15 protein-coding genes are annotated in these 15797 nt (G+C 69.0%); 7 read left to right on the forward strand and 8 right to left on the reverse strand.

Annotation, left to right across the window (positions count from 1 at the left end):
• Window positions 1–24: 24 nt before the first annotated feature.
• The 3 genes from ACZ7DE_RS33660 to ACZ7DE_RS33670 form a co-directional block, all read right to left on the reverse strand.
• Complete coding sequence (locus ACZ7DE_RS33660) at window positions 25–876, reverse strand: carbohydrate ABC transporter permease (RefSeq protein WP_470767870.1); 852 nt, start codon at window positions 874–876, stop codon at window positions 25–27.
• Window positions 873–1850, reverse strand: a complete 978-nt coding sequence (locus tag ACZ7DE_RS33665; RefSeq protein WP_470767872.1) for a carbohydrate ABC transporter permease — start codon at window positions 1848–1850, stop codon at window positions 873–875. The genes ACZ7DE_RS33660 and ACZ7DE_RS33665 overlap by 4 nt, the downstream gene beginning before the upstream one ends.
• Before the next feature lie 88 nt (window positions 1851–1938).
• Window positions 1939–3255: an ABC transporter substrate-binding protein gene (locus ACZ7DE_RS33670; protein WP_470767874.1), complete on the reverse strand. Its 1317-nt coding sequence runs from the start codon at window positions 3253–3255 to the stop codon at window positions 1939–1941.
• Between the two features lie 283 nt (window positions 3256–3538).
• On the opposite strand from ACZ7DE_RS33670, the gene ACZ7DE_RS33675 reads away from it, so the two are divergent.
• Together ACZ7DE_RS33675 and ACZ7DE_RS33680 are read left to right on the forward strand one after the other, a co-directional pair.
• On the forward strand, window positions 3539–5959 hold the full coding sequence (locus ACZ7DE_RS33675; protein WP_470767876.1) for a glycoside hydrolase family 2 protein: 2421 nt from the start codon (window positions 3539–3541) through the stop codon (window positions 5957–5959).
• Window positions 5956–6984, forward strand: coding sequence for a LacI family DNA-binding transcriptional regulator (locus tag ACZ7DE_RS33680; protein WP_470767877.1), 1029 nt, complete (start codon window positions 5956–5958; stop codon window positions 6982–6984). Before ACZ7DE_RS33675 ends, ACZ7DE_RS33680 begins: the two co-directional genes overlap by 4 nt.
• A 97-nt stretch (window positions 6985–7081) precedes the next feature.
• On the opposite strand, the gene ACZ7DE_RS33685 is transcribed toward ACZ7DE_RS33680, so the two are convergent.
• On the reverse strand, window positions 7082–8209 hold the full coding sequence (locus ACZ7DE_RS33685; protein WP_470767879.1) for a glycoside hydrolase family 5 protein: 1128 nt from the start codon (window positions 8207–8209) through the stop codon (window positions 7082–7084).
• 77 nt (window positions 8210–8286) lie between these two features.
• A complete protein-coding gene (locus ACZ7DE_RS33690) occupies window positions 8287–9621 on the reverse strand; it encodes a glycoside hydrolase 5 family protein (RefSeq protein ID WP_470767881.1) in 1335 nt (444 codons plus the stop codon).
• Window positions 9622–10093: 472 nt separating this feature from the next.
• Here ACZ7DE_RS33690 and ACZ7DE_RS33695 point away from each other — a divergent pair, with 472 nt between their 5' ends.
• Both ACZ7DE_RS33695 and ACZ7DE_RS33700 read left to right on the forward strand, forming a co-directional pair.
• Window positions 10094–10663: a hypothetical protein gene (locus ACZ7DE_RS33695; protein WP_470767883.1), complete on the forward strand. Its 570-nt coding sequence runs from the start codon at window positions 10094–10096 to the stop codon at window positions 10661–10663.
• Window positions 10664–10758: 95 nt separating this feature from the next.
• Window positions 10759–11271, forward strand: coding sequence for a GNAT family N-acetyltransferase (locus ACZ7DE_RS33700; RefSeq protein WP_470767885.1), 513 nt, complete (start codon window positions 10759–10761; stop codon window positions 11269–11271).
• A 145-nt stretch (window positions 11272–11416) separates the two neighbouring features.
• On the opposite strand, the gene ACZ7DE_RS33705 is transcribed toward ACZ7DE_RS33700, so the two are convergent.
• The 3 genes from ACZ7DE_RS33705 to ACZ7DE_RS33715 all read right to left on the reverse strand — a co-directional run bounded on the left by ACZ7DE_RS33705 (window position 11417) and on the right by ACZ7DE_RS33715 (window position 14019).
• On the reverse strand, window positions 11417–12157 hold the full coding sequence (locus tag ACZ7DE_RS33705; RefSeq protein ID WP_470767887.1) for a VOC family protein: 741 nt from the start codon (window positions 12155–12157) through the stop codon (window positions 11417–11419).
• A gap of 284 nt (window positions 12158–12441) precedes the next feature.
• Window positions 12442–13365, reverse strand: a complete 924-nt coding sequence (locus ACZ7DE_RS33710) for an RNA polymerase sigma-70 factor (RefSeq protein ID WP_470767889.1) — start codon at window positions 13363–13365, stop codon at window positions 12442–12444.
• A 180-nt stretch (window positions 13366–13545) separates the two neighbouring features.
• Entirely contained in the window at window positions 13546–14019 is a 474-nt protein-coding gene (locus ACZ7DE_RS33715; protein ID WP_470767891.1) for a carboxymuconolactone decarboxylase family protein, read from the reverse strand.
• A 176-nt stretch (window positions 14020–14195) separates the two neighbouring features.
• Here ACZ7DE_RS33715 and ACZ7DE_RS33720 point away from each other — a divergent pair, with 176 nt between their 5' ends.
• Genes ACZ7DE_RS33720 through ACZ7DE_RS33730 form a run of 3 tightly spaced genes read left to right on the forward strand, consistent with a single transcriptional unit; the run spans window position 14196 to window position 15746 of the window.
• Entirely contained in the window at window positions 14196–14522 is a 327-nt protein-coding gene (locus ACZ7DE_RS33720; RefSeq protein ID WP_470767893.1) for a hypothetical protein, read from the forward strand.
• Between the two features lie 10 nt (window positions 14523–14532).
• Entirely contained in the window at window positions 14533–15057 is a 525-nt protein-coding gene (locus tag ACZ7DE_RS33725; RefSeq protein ID WP_470767894.1) for a PadR family transcriptional regulator, read from the forward strand.
• Window positions 15054–15746, forward strand: coding sequence for an ABC transporter ATP-binding protein (locus tag ACZ7DE_RS33730; protein ID WP_470767896.1), 693 nt, complete (start codon window positions 15054–15056; stop codon window positions 15744–15746). The genes ACZ7DE_RS33725 and ACZ7DE_RS33730 overlap by 4 nt, the downstream gene beginning before the upstream one ends.
• Window positions 15747–15797 lie beyond the last annotated feature (51 nt).

Raw genomic sequence — 15797 nt, forward strand, 5'->3', positions numbered from 1 at the left:
GGCCGCGGCCCGCCCCGGGGAGCGTTACTTCGTCGCACCCCGGGCGAAGCCGTTGTAGATGTACCGCTGGAGGAACAGGAAGACGGCCAGCGTCGGCAGGATGACGAGGACCGCCCCCGCGGAGATGTTCTCCCAGTGCGCGCCGAACGGTCCCTTGAAGCGGAACAGCGCGGTGGAGATCGTCCCCAGTTCCTCCGACGGCATGTAGAGGAAGGGGATGTAGAAGTCGTTGTAGACCGTGATGCCCTTGATGATCACGACGGTGGCGATGGCGGGCTTCAGCAGGGGGAAGATGATCCGCCAGTAGATGGTGAAGGCGTTCGCGCCGTCCAGCCGGGCCGCCTCGTCCAGCGACACCGGGATGCCGCGCATGAACTGCAGGAAGATGTAGACGGAGACGATGTCGGTCCCCATGTACAGCAGGATCGGCGCCCAGCGCGTGTCGAACAGCCCGAAGCTGTTGACGACCTGGAAGGTCGCGACCTGAGTGGTCACCCCTGGGACGAGGGTGGCGATCAGGAAGAGGGTGACGACCAGCTTCTTCATCCGGAACTCGAAGCGGTCGATGGCGTACGCCGTGAGCGAGCCGATGATCACCGTGCCGCTGATGGAGAACAGGAGGATGAACCCCGTGTTCCCGAAGGCGGTGAGCATGTGACCGTCCCGGAAGGCGGTCACGTAGTTGTCGAAGTTGAGGAAGTCGTGCGGGAGGGAGAGGGCGCCCGTGTCGGTCATCTCCCTGGAGGTCTTCAGCGACGTGAGGAGGACGACGACCAGGGGCAACAGCACGACGAGGGAGGCCAGCACCAGGGACAGGTAGACGAGCGCGGTGCCGATCCAGGGACGCCGCGCGGTGGTGGGTGCGGGGGTGGTCATACGAGGTCCGTCCTCTCGTCGGGCACCAGCCGGCGCTGGATCCAGGTGATCAGCAGGATGATCAGGAGCAGTACGACGGCCGCGGCGGACGCGAGGCCCGTTTTGTTGAACTGGAACGCCAGCTTGATGGTCTGGATGACGAAGGTCTGGGTGCCGGTCGCACCGCCGGTCATGATCCAGGGGATCTCGAAGACCGAGAGCGAGCCCGAGACCGCGAGGATGACGCTCAGGCTGAGCACGGGTTTGATGCTGGGCGCGATGATGTGCCGGAACTGCTGCCGGCGGGTGGCGCCGTCGAGCTGTGCGGCCTCGTAGAGCTCTCCGGGGATCGACTGGATGGCGCCGAGGAAGAGCACGAAGTTCAGGCCCGTGAAGCGCCACACCGACACGCCCGCCAGTGAGGTGTTCGCCGATTCCGCGCTGCCCAGCCAGGCGTGGTCCCCGCCCGCCCCGAACCACGACAGGACGGAGTCGAGAGTGCCGCCGTCCTGGAAGAAGTAGAGGAAGACGAAGCCGATCGCGACTCCGTTGATGAGGTACGGGAAGAAGAGGATGCCTTTGAAGAGGTTGCGCAACCGCAGGTCGAAGCTGAGCAGTGTGGCGAAGTAGAGGGCGATCGCGATCTGCACGAAGGATGCGGCCAGGTAGTAGAAGCCCACGAAGAACACACGGAACAGCTCCGGCCGCGTGAAGATCTGCTCGTAGTTGTCCAGGCCGACCATCCGCCGGTCGGGGCTGACACCGTCCCAGTCGGTGAAGCTGTAGAAGATCATGTTCCCGACGGGGACGTAGGTGAACGTGATCAGCAGGATCAGCGGGCCGGCGAGGAACATCCAGGGCGTCAGTCGCCGCAGGGGGTGAGCCTTCCAGGAGCGCGGGCAGGTGCGACCGGGAACGTCCGCGTCCGGGGTGCGCGAGGCGGGAGCGGCGGGTGCCGGACCGCGTCGAGCGGCTTTGCTCGTCGTATCCGTCATGACGGCCTTTCTTGTGCGAAACGGCAGAGGACGCGCGGGGCCGCCGCCGTCGGGCTGGGTCCTCGGCGGCGGCCCGTTGCTGCACCGGTCAGGAACCGGCGGTCTTCGCCGCCTCCCTCCACCGCTTGCCGAGGTCCGTCAGGTAGTCGCCGAGGTCCCCCTTCTGCGCACCCCGCGCCATGTCGATCAGCTTCTGGCGGTAGTCGGGCGTGTTGAGGCCGATCTCGGCCGCCTTGTCGATCGCGTTGACCTGGCCCGTCCTGCTCTGCGACACCTCGATGAGCTTGACGCCGGCGTCGGTGTACGGCTTCAGCGTCGGCGGCAGGGCGCTGGACTTCGGCGTCGGCACCGAACCCTCGTTCTGAGCGAAGCCCGACTTCTCGGTGAACCAGTCGACCCAGGCGCGTGCGGCTTCCTTGTGGTCGGAGTGGATGCTGACCGCTTGCACGTAGTCGGCCGAGACGACGGAGCAGAACTTCCCGCCGACCTGGGCGGGGAAGGGCATGAAGCCGATGTCTTCCGGGCTGGTGCCGGCCTTCTTCGCCGCGTCCTGCATCTGCGTGATCGCCCACGACCCGAGCAGCATCGTCGCGATGTCGCCCTTGGCGATCATGCCCTTGGACGCCTCCCAGTTGGTGGTGCTCGGGTCCTTCTCCGCGAGCTTGCCGTGCACGATGTCGTAGAGAAGAGTGTCGGCGACCGTCAGGTCGCTCCCCTTGGCCCACGGGTCGGCGGTGACGAGCTTGTTGCCGGCCTGCGCGTCGCACGAGACCGATCCGAGGATGCCCGTCCAGGGAGAGGTGAGCGGCCAGGCGTCCTTGAAGTTCGTGTAGTAGGGCACGGCGTCCGTCTTGGCCTTGATCGCCTCGAGGTCGTCGAGGAACTGGGCGGGCGTGGTGGGCCAGTCGGTGACGCCGGCCTTCTTCCAGACGGCCTTGTTGTAGACGAACCCGTTAGCGTTGCCGACCGTTGCCACGCCGTAGACCTTGCCGCCGACCGCGCTCTTGTCGATGAACCGGTACTTGGCGCCTAGCTGCTTCTCGCTCCCGAGGGAGGCGAAGAACTTGGGGTAGTCGTCCTTGGCTATCGCGTTCGGGATCATCAGGACGTCGCCGTACTGGTCCGTGTTCATACGGATCTTTACTTCGCCCTCGTAGTCGGTGATGGCCTCGAACTTGACCTTCACCTTCGGGTAGATCTTGTTGAACTCGGCCGCGTACTTCTTCATCGTGCCGTTCTGCACCAGGTCGGTCCGGTGCGTGAGGACCTTGATCTCACCGGAGACCTTCCCCGGGTCCGCGGGGGCGTTCGCTGTCTCGCCCGTCGTCGCGGCTCCACCGCTGCACCCCGCGACGGCCAGCATCGCGGCGGTGATCAGCACGCCAGAAAGCGACTTCTTCCCCATGTGCCCAACTCCCTTCAGGGTTACGGCTCCGGACTGCGAGTGGGAACGACGGCACTATGGCAGCCGCAGTTAAACCGGTACAGCTCCTTATCTCGCTGCGATGCGGAATCGTTATCCACATCCAGGGACTTCTAGGACAACACCCCAGCCAGCTGGGCATTTTCCAGGAATCAGCTTCCGTAACCTGCCACTGAACCGGTTTATGGACATCGGGCGGTGTGAGCCGTTACTTTGTGCTCGGCCGATCACCGACAGGCCCAAGTCGCTTCGATGGGAGCCACGCATGAAGGACGTCACCCCTCTTGCCGAGGGCTGGAATCTGCACCACGACGGGTCGCGGCTGCCCGCTCAGGTCCCGGGATGCGTCCACACCGACCTGCTCGCCGCCGGACTGATCCCCGACCCGTTCATCGCCGCGAACGAGCACGAGGTGGCCTGGGTCGGCCGCCGCGCCTGGAGCTACACCCGCCCCCTGGACCCGCCGCCCTCCCCGCACGAGCGCACCGATCTGGTCTTCGAAGGGCTCGACACGGCGGCCGAGATCGCCGTGAACGGCGACGTCCTGGGCCGCACCCGCAACATGCACCGCTCCTACCGCTTCGACGTCACCCGGCGCAGAGGCGAACTGAGCGTGCGCTTCGCCTCGGCGTACACCGAGGCCGAGGCGGTCAGGAAGCTCGTCGGGGACCGGCCCAACGTCTATCCCGAGCCGTCCCAATACATCCGCAAGATGGCCTGCAGCTTCGGCTGGGACTGGGGGCCCACCGTGGTGACCGCGGGCATCTGGAAGCCGGTCCGGCTGGAAAGCTGGTCCACCGCCCGCATCGACCGGGTCCGGCCCGTGGTGACGGTCGCGGACGGCACCGGCCGGGTGGAGCTCCACGTCGAGGTGGAGCGCACCGAGACCGGCGCGGCCCGCACCCTGACGGCCCGCGCCTCGGTGGCCGGGGCCGAGGCGAGTGCCGTCCTGGACGGCGACCGGGCGACCGTCGTCCTCGACGTGCCCCGACCCGAGCTGTGGTGGCCCCGGGGCTATGGCCAACAGCCCCTGTACGACGTCCAGTTGACGCTCCTGGACGCCACCGACGAGACCGGCGGCCCCGTGCCGCTCGACACCTGGGACCGCAGGATCGGCTTCCGCACCGTCCATCTGGACCGGTCCGAGGACGCGCACGGCACGGGGTTCATGTTCGTGGTCAACGGCGTCCGCGTCTTCGCCCGGGGCGTCAACTGGATCCCCGACGACGTGCTGCCGTCCCGCATCACGCCCGAGGCATACCGACGACGCCTCGAACAGGCCGCAGCGGCCAACGTCGACCTCGTGCGCATCTGGGGCGGCGGCCTCTACGAGAGCGACGCCTTCTACGACGCCTGCGACGAGCTGGGCCTGATGGTCTGGCAGGACTTCCTGTTCGCCTGCTCGGCCTACCCCGAGGAGCAGCCGCTGCGCGGCGAGGTGGAGGCGGAGGCCCGCGAGAACGTCGTACGCCTGATGCCGCACCCCTCCCTCGTGCTGTGGAACGGCAACAACGAGAACCTGTGGGGCTTCCGGGACTGGGGCTGGGAACCCGAACTGGCCGGGAACTCCTGGGGCGAGGGCTACTACCTCGGCGTGCTCCCCCGGATCGTCGCCGAACTCGACCCCACCCGGCCGTACACCGCCGGCAGCCCCTGGTCCGGCTCCTGGGACCACCACCCCAACGACCCGGCACACGGCACGCACCACTCCTGGGAGGTGTGGAACCGCCTCGACTACAGCGAGTACCGCACCGATGTGCCGCGCTTCGTCGCGGAGTTCGGCTGGCAGGCGCCCCCGGCGATCTCGACGCTGCGCCGCGCGCTCCCCGGCGAGGACCTGGCCCCCGACTCCCCGGGCATGCTGCACCACCAGAAGGCCGAGGACGGCAACGGAAAGCTGAACCGGGGCGTCGCCCGTCACTTCACCCTGCCCGACGACGACTTCGACCGCTGGCACTACCTGACGCAGGTGGTCCAGGCGCGCGCGGTGGCCGCGGGCATCGAGCACTGGCGATCGCACTGGCCGGTGTGCGCGGGCACGATCGTCTGGCAGCTCAACGACTGCTGGCCGGTCAGTTCCTGGGCGGCCATCGACGGGGACGGACGGCTCAAGCCGCTCTACCACGAGCTGCGCCGCGTCTACGCCGACCGTCTGCTGACCGTCCAGCCGGAGGAGAACGGCCTGAGCGTGGCGCTGGTCAACCAGTCCGCCGACCGCTGGGACACCGACGTCGTCCTGCGACGCCTGACCACCGACGGAGCGACGGTGGCGAAGACGCGGCTCACCGCCGGCGTCGGGGCGAGGAACGTCGTTCGCCTCGCCGTGCCGGACGACCTGCTGCCCACGCCCGCCTCCCCCAAGGAGTACCTGGTCGCCGAGGCGGACGGCCTGCGCTCCTTCCACTTCGCCGCCCGCGACCGCGACACCGACTACCCCGCGCCCCGCTTCGAGGTCGAGGTGCAGCCGGTCACGGCCACCGGCGATAGGGTCGACGTCGTGGTGACAGCGCACACATTGGTACGGGACCTGCTGCTCCAGGCCGACAGACTCGGCCCGGACGCCGCGGCCGACTGCGGCCTCATGACCCTCCTCCCCGGTGAGCAGGCCCGCATCGAGGTCAGCGGCGTGTCCGGCGTGTCGGCGGGGCAGGCACGCACGGCGATCTTCTGCGTGGAGGCGTCGTGAGCGCCCCACCGGCCCGGGTGACCATCAAGGACGTCGCCGCTCGGGCGGGCGTCTCCAAGGGGGCGGTGTCGCTCGCCTTCAACCAGAAGCCCGGTCTCGCCGAGGCCACGCGTGAGCGCATCTTCGCCGCCGCCCGCGAACTGGGCTGGGAACCGAACCTCTCCGCGCGCAGCCTGTCGACCCAGCGGGTGGACGCGGTGGGCCTCGCGATCTGCCGCCCGGCCCGCCTCCTCGGGCTCGAACCGTTCTACATGGAGTTCATCTCCGGCATCGAGAGCGTCCTGTCCGAGCACTCCTGCTCCCTGCTGCTGCGTCTGGTGCGCGACCTCGACGAGGAGGTCGCACTGCAGGAGAGCTGGTGGCGAGGGCGCCAGGTCGCCGGCTCCATCCTCGTGGACTTCCACGAGGAGGACGCGCGCGTCCCGGCCCTGAAGGACCTCGGTCTGCCGGCCGTCGCCGTCGGGCACCCCTCGCTGACCGGCGGTCTGGTCTCGGTGTGGACCGACGACGCCACCGCCGTGGCCCAGGCCGTCCGCTACCTCGCGGCGCTCGGCCACCGCCGGATCGCCCGCGTGGGCGGCCCGCTCTCGCTCGGCCACAGCGGCATCCGGGCCGCCGCGTTCGAGTCGACGACGGCCGAGCTCGGCCTGGAGGAAGGCCTGCAGATCGCCACCGGATTCGCCGGCGAGGAGGGCGCCCGCGCCACGCGGGCCCTGCTGCTGACGGCGAAGCGACCGACCGCGATCCTCTACGACAACGACATCATGGCGGTGGCGGGCGCGGCAGTCGCCGCCGAGATGGGCCTGTCGGTACCGCAGGACCTGTCACTGCTGGCGTGGGACGACTCCCAGCTGTGCCGGCTGACCCACCCGACCCTGTCCGCCATGAGCCACGACGTCCACGGCTTCGGCGCCGAGGTCGCGCGCACCCTCTTCGCCGTCGTCGCCGGCGAGGAAGTCGTCTCCCACCAGGTGCCGACGCCGGCCCTGACCCCACGCGGATCGACGGCGCCGCCTCCGGCCTGACCGATGCAGACCGGAGGTGGTGACCCACGCCGGGGAAGAGCGGGGGTGGACGAGGCCGCGCCTTTCCGGTGACGCGACCCCTCGCCCCGCACTCCGGTCAGCTGGAGGCGAGACGGTTCTTCAGGCCCTGGCCGTACGAGGTCGGGGTGCCGTTGTAGTCGCTGATGAGGGAAGGGCCGGACCTGCAGTCCCAGGTGTTCCAGGTCCAGCCCAGGTAGCCGAGGCCGCGGGTGTCGAGCCAGTTCATGAGGGTGTCGACGTAGCCGTGGGCGCAGGTGTTCTCGCCGATCTCACCGGCCACCAGCGGATAGCGGGCGGCGACCGGCGCGATCTGGGAGTCCCAGCAGCTCTGCGTGTTGCAGTAGTTGAAGTTGTACGAGTGCCAGGACGCCACGATCTTCCCCGCGGAGTCCGACGGCACGTACGTCAGCCACTGCGACAGGTCGTTGGAGTAGCTGATGCCGCCGACCAGGAGGTAGTTGCTCGCGCCCGTGGAGCGCACGGCGTTGACCAGGCTCTGCATGCCGGCGACCGAGTAGGAGAAGCCGGTGCAGGCCGATCCGCCGTCGCGCCAGCACTTCCAGGATGCGTTGTAGTCGGACATCACCGAGTTCGGGAACGGCTCGTTGAACAGGTCGAAGAGGACGGCCTGGTCACTCTTGAAGGTGTTCGCCACCGACTTCCAGAAGTCCGGGGTGTGGTCGCTGTCGGGCATCGGCTTCTGGCACTGTGAGGCGTACGTGGAGCAGTTGGAGCCCGAGCCGGTGTAGACGCCGCTGCTCCAGTGCAGTTCGAGGATGACGTACTGGCCGGCCTGACGCAGCCGCGAGACGTAGCCGGAGACGGCACTGCGGTAATTCGAGCCGCTGTAGGCCGGGTTGACGCCGTTGATGCCGAGCCAGCAGTCCTCGTTGAGCGGGACCCTGACGACGTTGGTCCGCCAGTTCCTGATCGCCTGGACGGAGGCGGCGTCGGAGGGGCCGTCGAAGATGCCCCGGTTCTGCACGCACATGAACTCGGTACCGGAGCGGTTGACTCCGCGCAGACGGGCGGGCAGCGCCGCGGCGGCGGCCGACCCGGTCCGCCCGGAGGCGGACGTCCCGTGGCCGGCGGATGCGACGGCGGACACCGGGCCGGGCACGAGCAACGCGCCGATCAGGCCCAGCAGCAGGGCGAGGACGGCGGCGGCCCAGCGGTTCCTCGCGGTCGAGCGACGATCTCTCATCGTGTCTCCCGATGGGGGTGGGTGCGTGCGGCACGCCTGACCCGCCGCACGCCTGGCAGTTCCGAGACCCGCGCGGCTCAGCGGGCGGCGGCGGCCATGGCCGCCGCGTGGTCCCTCAGGATCAGCGCCGTGGAGCGGGTGGCGTTGGAGGAGTCGTTGTTCCAGGTGATGCGGAACCCGTCGTAGTCCGGGTAGAAGGAGCCGTCGTCGACGCGGGAGGTGAGCAGCCAGAACTGGGAGCCGGCGCCGCCGCCCCGCTGCACCGCGCTCGTCCAGTCGCGGTAGATCGCGTCGCGTGCCGCGGTGTCGGGCACGTCCTTCGCCGCGTCGATCTGGACCCCGTACTCCTCCAGGACCACGGGCTTGCCGAGGGCGCGGCCGTCCCGCAGATGCCGGTCGATCCACGCCGTGCCCCACGTCCCGGGGTGGGTGCCGGGCTTGTTGGCCGAGGTCTCGCCCCAGCCCTGCGGGTAGAGATGGAAGGCGCCGTAGTCGACGTGCCTCAGCGCGACCAGGTCCTTCCAGCGGACGCCGTCATGGTCGGAGTACGGGTAGTCGGGGTTGCCGGTCTCGCCGTAGGAGCCCTCGTCCCCGACCGCGACGAGCTGGTGCGGCGCCAGCCGCTTCACGTACGTGCTCATCTCGTCGGCCCAGCCCAGCAGGGTCGCGCCGCTCTTGTCCGAACGGCAACGCGGCTCGTTGGCCAGCTCGAACGCCATGATGGCCGGGTCCTGGTGGTAGAGAAGTCCGGTGTATCGGTTGCGGCGTGTGAGGACATGCCGCGCGAAGGCCTTGTAGCACTTGCGGATCGCGGCGTCGGTGTAGAAGCGGTCGTGATGGGGCGTCTCGCCCTCGTAACTGTCGTCGGACAGGCCCAGGAACCACTTCACGTACTGCTGCATCCCGCCGTAGTCGGGCCAGTTGTTCACCAGAGGCAGCACCAACCGGATCCCGAGCTCGCCCGCCTTGTGCACGGCGTAGTCCAGGGAGTCGAAGGCCTCCTCGTCGTAGGTGTACGGCTCCGTCTGCAGCGGACGTGCGCTCTTCTCCGTGCCGTCGGCGAAGGCCCAGGCGCGGATGACGGGCAGCCCCATGGCGGCCGCGTCGTTGAGGACGCTGTCGATCATGTAGTGGGACTGCTGGTGGAGGTAGTAGCAGTTGGCGCCACCGAAGCGGAAGGCGCTGCCGTCGGCGACGAAGCGGCCCTTGTCGACGCGGACGAAGGCCTTGGACCGTGGGGTGGCCGAAGCGGCGGATGCGGCTGATGCGGACGGGGCCGCCGGAGCGGCCGAGGCCGCCTGCGGCGCCGGCGTCGCGGTGACCCCGGCGGTCAGCGCCGCGCCGAGGAGGAGCCGTCGTCGGCCCATTCCTGATCTGACAACGTTGTCCGAACTGGTGGGGAGGATGGTCACGTACACCTCCGGGTTGGTGCCGGTGCAGCACACGGCCGACGGCTCGCGGCTCTGCGTGAGGGGCGCGCCGCCGAGGGCGGTTCGCGTCGCGCGGAGCCGATCGAAGCACTTACCCGGTTCAGTGGTCAATGCATCGCGCTCGTCATTCTCCTGTGATGGCCGCGAGTTACTCGACTCGACCGGTCTAGTAGGCAGGATGAACGGCTTGTTGAGCAGGGAAGTGACGGCGTGAAAACGGGAACCGCAATGACGGCGTCCGGGACCATGGGCCTCTCAAGGTGGGCCGACGACGCGGCCCGCGCCCGAGAGGCTGTCCCAGGGCTGTTGGAACCGCTGGGCGGCTTCGCTCTCGACGGCATGCGGCGGAAGAAGATCTGGTGCGCGGCTGGTCACTGCTGGGCAACGGTGATCCATCTGACGCCGGCGTGGTGCAGACTCTGCATACTGCGTCTGCTTCGGCCCGGGGGGGATCATGCGCCACGTCATCAGAGCGTCCGCGCTCGCAGCAGCCTGCTGCCTGAGTCTCACTGCCTGTTCCGGCAGTGACGACAAGAGGGATCCGCAGCCGAGTCCACGCGCCGCGCTCCGTTTCGGGCAGAGCGCCGACACGGCCGGTGTCGGTGGTAGAGGCACCGCGCAGATCACCCCGGATGCCGTCGTCTACGTCGACAAGGCCGGTACTGAAACCCCGGAGCGCGGTCTCTTCGCCGTCGTCAGGTTCGAAGCCGGGAACCGGTCCAAGACCCCGGTGACGACCACGGCCGGCACGGGTGGTTTCCGGTGGAAGACACCCGACGGGAAGATCGTCAAGGCGGGGAACAGCAAGGGGGCGGGAAGGATCGCTCCCGTTGGATTCAGTGAGGGCGCTCCAGATGTGTCGCCCAAGACCTACCAGGCCGACACTGTTGCGTTCGACATCACCGCCGCCGAGAAGGGCGGCACCCTCGTGTACGTCGACGGCGACGGCGTTGCATTCCGCTGGAAGATCCCTTTCACGAATTCAGGGACCACTGCTTCCGCGCTGAAGTCCGCATTGGAATAGGGCTTCATCCGGGCCTCGCCCCGGACGGCGCGGGCGTTCGGGGCTGCGCATGATCGATGCTGTGCAACGATCTCGGTGAACACGAGGAGGAGCCAGTGAGGTTGCGCAACGTCTCACCGGACGATGTCGAAGCCTACGTCCGAATGCGATGCGATCCCGTCATGATGGCCGACCTCGGCGGCCCCCAGCCGCGTGAGGAGATGGAGGCCAAGGTTCGCCGCGATGCCGAACAGGCTGCGGCCGACCTTGCCTGGTTCAAAATGATCGTTCCCGATCCTGCCGCCCCCGAGGTGGTGGCGGGAACAGTGACCATCTGGTCCCACAGCGTGGACGACAGGCCGATGTCCGAGATCGGCTGGATGGTTCTGCCTCCGTTCCAAGGGCAAGGGCTGGGCAGGCGTGCCGTCCGCGCTCTCCTGGAGCAGGCCAGGGAGGAGGAGCGCTGGGGAGTCGTGCACGCCTTCCCGGCGACGACCAACGCCGCCTCCAACGGCATCTGCCGCTCGGTCGGTTTCCGCTTCGTCTCGGAGACCGACGTCACCTTCGCCGGGCGGATCTTCAGGACCAACCACTGGTCCGTGGACCCGAAGGTGGATCTGGCCTTGTGATCCGACGCAACCATGACCATGGCACTGGAGTCGCGCCGACCAGGCGACCTTATTTCTCGCGGGCGGTGCACCGCGGCCGGTCTTCGGAAGCAGGCACTGACCTGACCGGCCCCGTGCGCGCACTTGTCGGGGGCTTGGCCCCGGGTCAGCCCGGAGCGAGGACGTCGAACTCGTTGCCCTCCGGGTCGACGAGGCACGTCCACGACACGTCGCCCTGGCCGAGGTCGATGTCGGTGGCGCCGAGGGTCCGCAGCCGGGCCACGTCCGCCGCCTGATCGTCACCGGGGTAGGGCCGGAGGTCGAGATGGACGCGGTTCTTCACGGTCTTGGCGTCGGGTGTGCGGACGAGCTTGAGATACGGGCCGACGCCCTTGTCGGAGCGCAGCATCGCGTGATCGTCGGTGACCTCGTGCAGGGTCCAGTCCATCGCCTCGTCCCAGAACCGGGCCATGGTCCGCGGATCGGCGCAGTCGGCCACGACCGCGGCGATCGGCCCGGTGTCGCGGTAGATCTCCCGAGGCTCGGCCACGCAGAACTCGTTGCCTTCCGGGTCGGCCAGGACCGTCCACGGGGCGTCGCCCTGGCCCACGTCGACGGGCGTCGCGCCGAGCTCCTTCAGGCGCGCGACCAGCTCCGCCTGATGGGCTTCAGACGTGGTGGCGAGGTCGATGTGCACGCGGTTCTTCACCGTCTTGGGTTCCGGGACGGTGATGATGTCGATGCAGACGGCGGTGGGGTCGGGATAGGCGAAGCCGACGGGTTCGAGGTTGGTCACCACGCCGGGTTCCTCGACGGAGGTACTCCATCCGAGCACCTCCGCCCAGAACCGGCCGAGCGCGGAGTCGTCCCGTGCATTCATCGCGATCTGAACAAGTCGCATGGTCATGCTCGTGATCTTATGCATGCCGCCCTGCAGCGGCCTACGCAGATTCCATCGCCGTCCAGGAGATCAACTCGCTTGCAGAGGACCGATGCGGGATGGGGAGCAGCGACCTCGGTGATATCGCAGTCCCCGGGAGCGGGCAGGCCCTCAGGCCGTGCGAGCAGCCGGGCTTCCAGCCCGGTACGGGAGATGGCGGGGCGCCCGGAGAACGTTGTGCCACTGTCTCGGGCCCGCCCTGTGCTGCTTCCCGCCCCGGCGACGCCGCCTGCACGCCGCCGGCCGGGAGGTCACTGCGTCCGCTTGCGGGCCTGCTTCACCTCCCGGTCGACGGCCCAGGCATCGGCGACCGGGCCGAGGTGACCGAGCTTGTCGGGGTTGATGACCGAGCGGATGGTCTGGATCTGCCCGTCGAGCAGGTCGAGGACGAGGATGTGGAGGACCTTGCCGTCGCGGTCGCGGAAGAGCGCGCCCGGCTGGCCGTTGACCTCTTTCGCTTCGAACGTGATGTCGACCCGGGCCATCAGCGGGTAGACGGTGGCGAGCAGCCGGGCCACGTTCTCGGCGCCGGCGACGGCCCTGGCCAGCTGTGGGGCCTTGCCGCCGCCGTCCCCGACGAGCTGGACGTCGGCGGAGAGCAGACTCTGCAGTCCGTCCACGTCCCCTTGCGCCAGTGCCTCGAAGAACCGCCTCGCCAGCTCCTGCCGTTCCCGGCGGTCCGCCTCGAACCGGGGCCGTCCCTCGTTCATGTGACGGCGCGCCCGTACGAGCAGTTGCCGGCACGCCGCCTCCGAGCGCCCCACCGCGGCGGCGATCTCGTCGAAGCCGAAGGCGAACACGTCCCGCAGCACGAACACCGACCGCTCCAGCGGGCTGAGCCGCTCCAGGAGCAGCAGCGCCGCCATCGACACCGAGTCGGCCAGCTCCGCCGCGCGGGCCGGGTCCTCGTACGGATCGTCCACCAGCGGCTCGGGCAGCCACGGTCCCACGTACTGCTCCCGCCGTACTCGGGCGGAGCGCAGGACGTCGATCGCGATCCGGGTCACCGTGGCCGACAGGAACGCCTTGGCCGACACGGGCCGGGTGGTCGAGGCGTCGTAGCGGAGCCAGGTCTCCTGCACCGCGTCCTCCGCCTCGCCCACGCCGCCCAGGATCCGGTACGCGATCGAGAACAGCAGCGGTCGCAGGTCCTCGAACTCCTCGACCTTGCCCATGACTTCCCCCTTGCAGTCTGTGTGCCTGGCCGGACCGGGCCGCCGAGGCATCTCTCCAGGATGATCAGATGGGTGAGCGGAGCAGGCAACGCTCGCACCGCGACCGCCCTGCCCGCCTCGACCACCGCATCCCGGCCCCGGCGGGCCCGGCCCGGGTCGGGGCGGGGTGCGTCCGGCGGTTCAGTGGAACTGGCCGCCCTGGTAGTCGCCGGCCGGCTGCTGGGTGATGACGTTCAGCCGGTTCACCGCGTTCATGAACGAGACCAGCAGCACGAGGGCGGTGAGCTGCTCCTCGTCGTAGTGCTGGACGGCACGCGCCCACACCTCGTCGCCGACCCCCGTGGCCGCGTCCGCGACCCGGGTTCCCTGTTCGGCCAGGGCGAGCGCGGCGCGTTCGGCCTCGGTGAAGACCGTTGCCTCCCGCCAGGCCGCGACCAGGTTCAGCCGCACCAGGCTCTCGCCGGCCGCGGCGGCTTCCTTGGTGTGCATGTCGACGCAGACCGCGCAGCCGTTGATCTGGCTCACGCGCAACGCCACCAGTTCCTGCGTCGTGGCGGGCAGCGGCGATTCCTTCAGCTCCCGGCCGGCCGACATGAAGTATTTGAGGGCCTTGCCGGCGGCCGGGCTGGCGAGGTAGTTCAGTCGCGCGTCCATCGTGTGTTCCTCCACGTTCGTCGATGCCTTCACCCCCGAGACGAGACGGCCTTCACGCCTGTGACACGGCGCGGTGTGACCCACGTCTCTGCGCTGTCCGGGTTCCGGCATGCCACGGCCGAGTGGCTGCCTCGTCCCCGGGTGCGGAAGTCCTCGGTCAGGGAGAACTGCCGGCTGTGGCCGGCCTGCTCCTGCCCGCCGTGCTCGACCTCGCGCCGGTCCTGGCGCCGATGGCCGCCACCGGACTCGTTCTGCTGTTCGCCTGCGGTGACACCATGCGTCTGCGCCGCGGCGAGACGGCCACGGCCGCCGGCGGTCCGATCCACCCCGCCCTGGCCGCCTTCGCCGCACGGGGGCGGTCCCGGCCTCGAGTCCTTCACCGGCCGACCGCCTGTTTCCGAACCGTGATGATCGGCATTCCCGGCTCGCTCACCTGCACTGTCGTGCATCCCGCCCCTATCTCTACACGCTGTGTATACACGCCGCGTATACACAGTGTGTAGAGTACGGGTCATGTCCATCGGTCACACTCTTCTGGGACTCCTGGAGTCCGGACCCCGCCACGGCTACGACCTCAAGCGGGCCTTCGACGAGAAGTTCGGTCATGACCGGCCGCTGCACTACGGCCAGGTCTACTCGACGATGTCGCGCCTGCTGAAGAACGGGCTCGTCGAGGTCGACGGCATCGAGTCCGGCGGCGGCCCCGAGCGCAAGCGGTACGCGATCACCGACGCCGGGATCACCGACGTACAGCGGTGGCTCGCGACCCCGGAGAAGCCGGAGGAACACCTCCAGTCGACCCTCTACACCAAGGTCGTCCTCGCACTGCTCACCCGGCGCGACGCCGCCGAGATCCTCGACACCCAGCGCTCCGAGCATCTGCGCAGCATGCGGCTCCTCACCGACCGCAAGCGCAAGGGCGACCTGGCGGATCAACTGATCTGCGACCACGCCCTGTTCCACCTGGAAGCCGACCTGCGCTGGCTCGAGCTGACCGCCGCCCGACTCGACAAACTCCGTGAGGCCGTGACCCGATGACGACTTCTCCCCCCGGTACCCTGCTCACCGCGCACGACCTGCGCAAGGCGTACGGCCCGACCATGGCGCTGGACGGCGCCGAGTTCTCCATACACCCCGGCGAGGTCGTCGCCGTCATGGGCCCCTCCGGGTCCGGCAAGTCCACGCTGCTGCACTGCCTCGCGGGGATCGTGCCGCCCGACTCCGGGTCGATCACCTACAACGGGCGTGAACTGACGAAGATGAGCGATGCCCAGCGCAGTGCGCTGCGCCGCTCCGAGTTCGGATTCGTGTTCCAGTTCGGTCAGCTGGTGCCCGAACTGACCTGTGTGGAGAACGTCGCCCTGCCGCTGCGGCTGAACGGCACCCCCCGCAAGGAAGCCGAGCGGACCGCGCTCGGCTGGATGCAGCGCCTGGAGGTCGACGACCTCGAGGCCAAGCGTCCCGGCGAGGTCTCCGGCGGCCAGGGCCAGCGTGTTGCCGTGGCCCGCGCGCTGGTCACCGGACCGCGCCTGCTGTTCGCCGACGAACCCACCGGCGCGCTCGACTCGTCCAACGGCGAACGCGTGATGGAACTGCTGACCGAGGCCGCACGCTCGGCCAACGCCGCCGTCGTCCTCGTCACCCACGAGACACGCGTGGCCGCCTACTCCGACCGCGAGGTCGTCGTCCGCGACGGGAAGTCCCGCGACATGGAGCGCGCCGTATGAGTCCTCGCAGGGTGCACCTCCCAGGCGAGCGAAGCCGAGCGTGGGGGAGGG

The sequence above is a fragment of the Streptomyces sp. NPDC037083 genome (genome assembly GCF_055606485.1).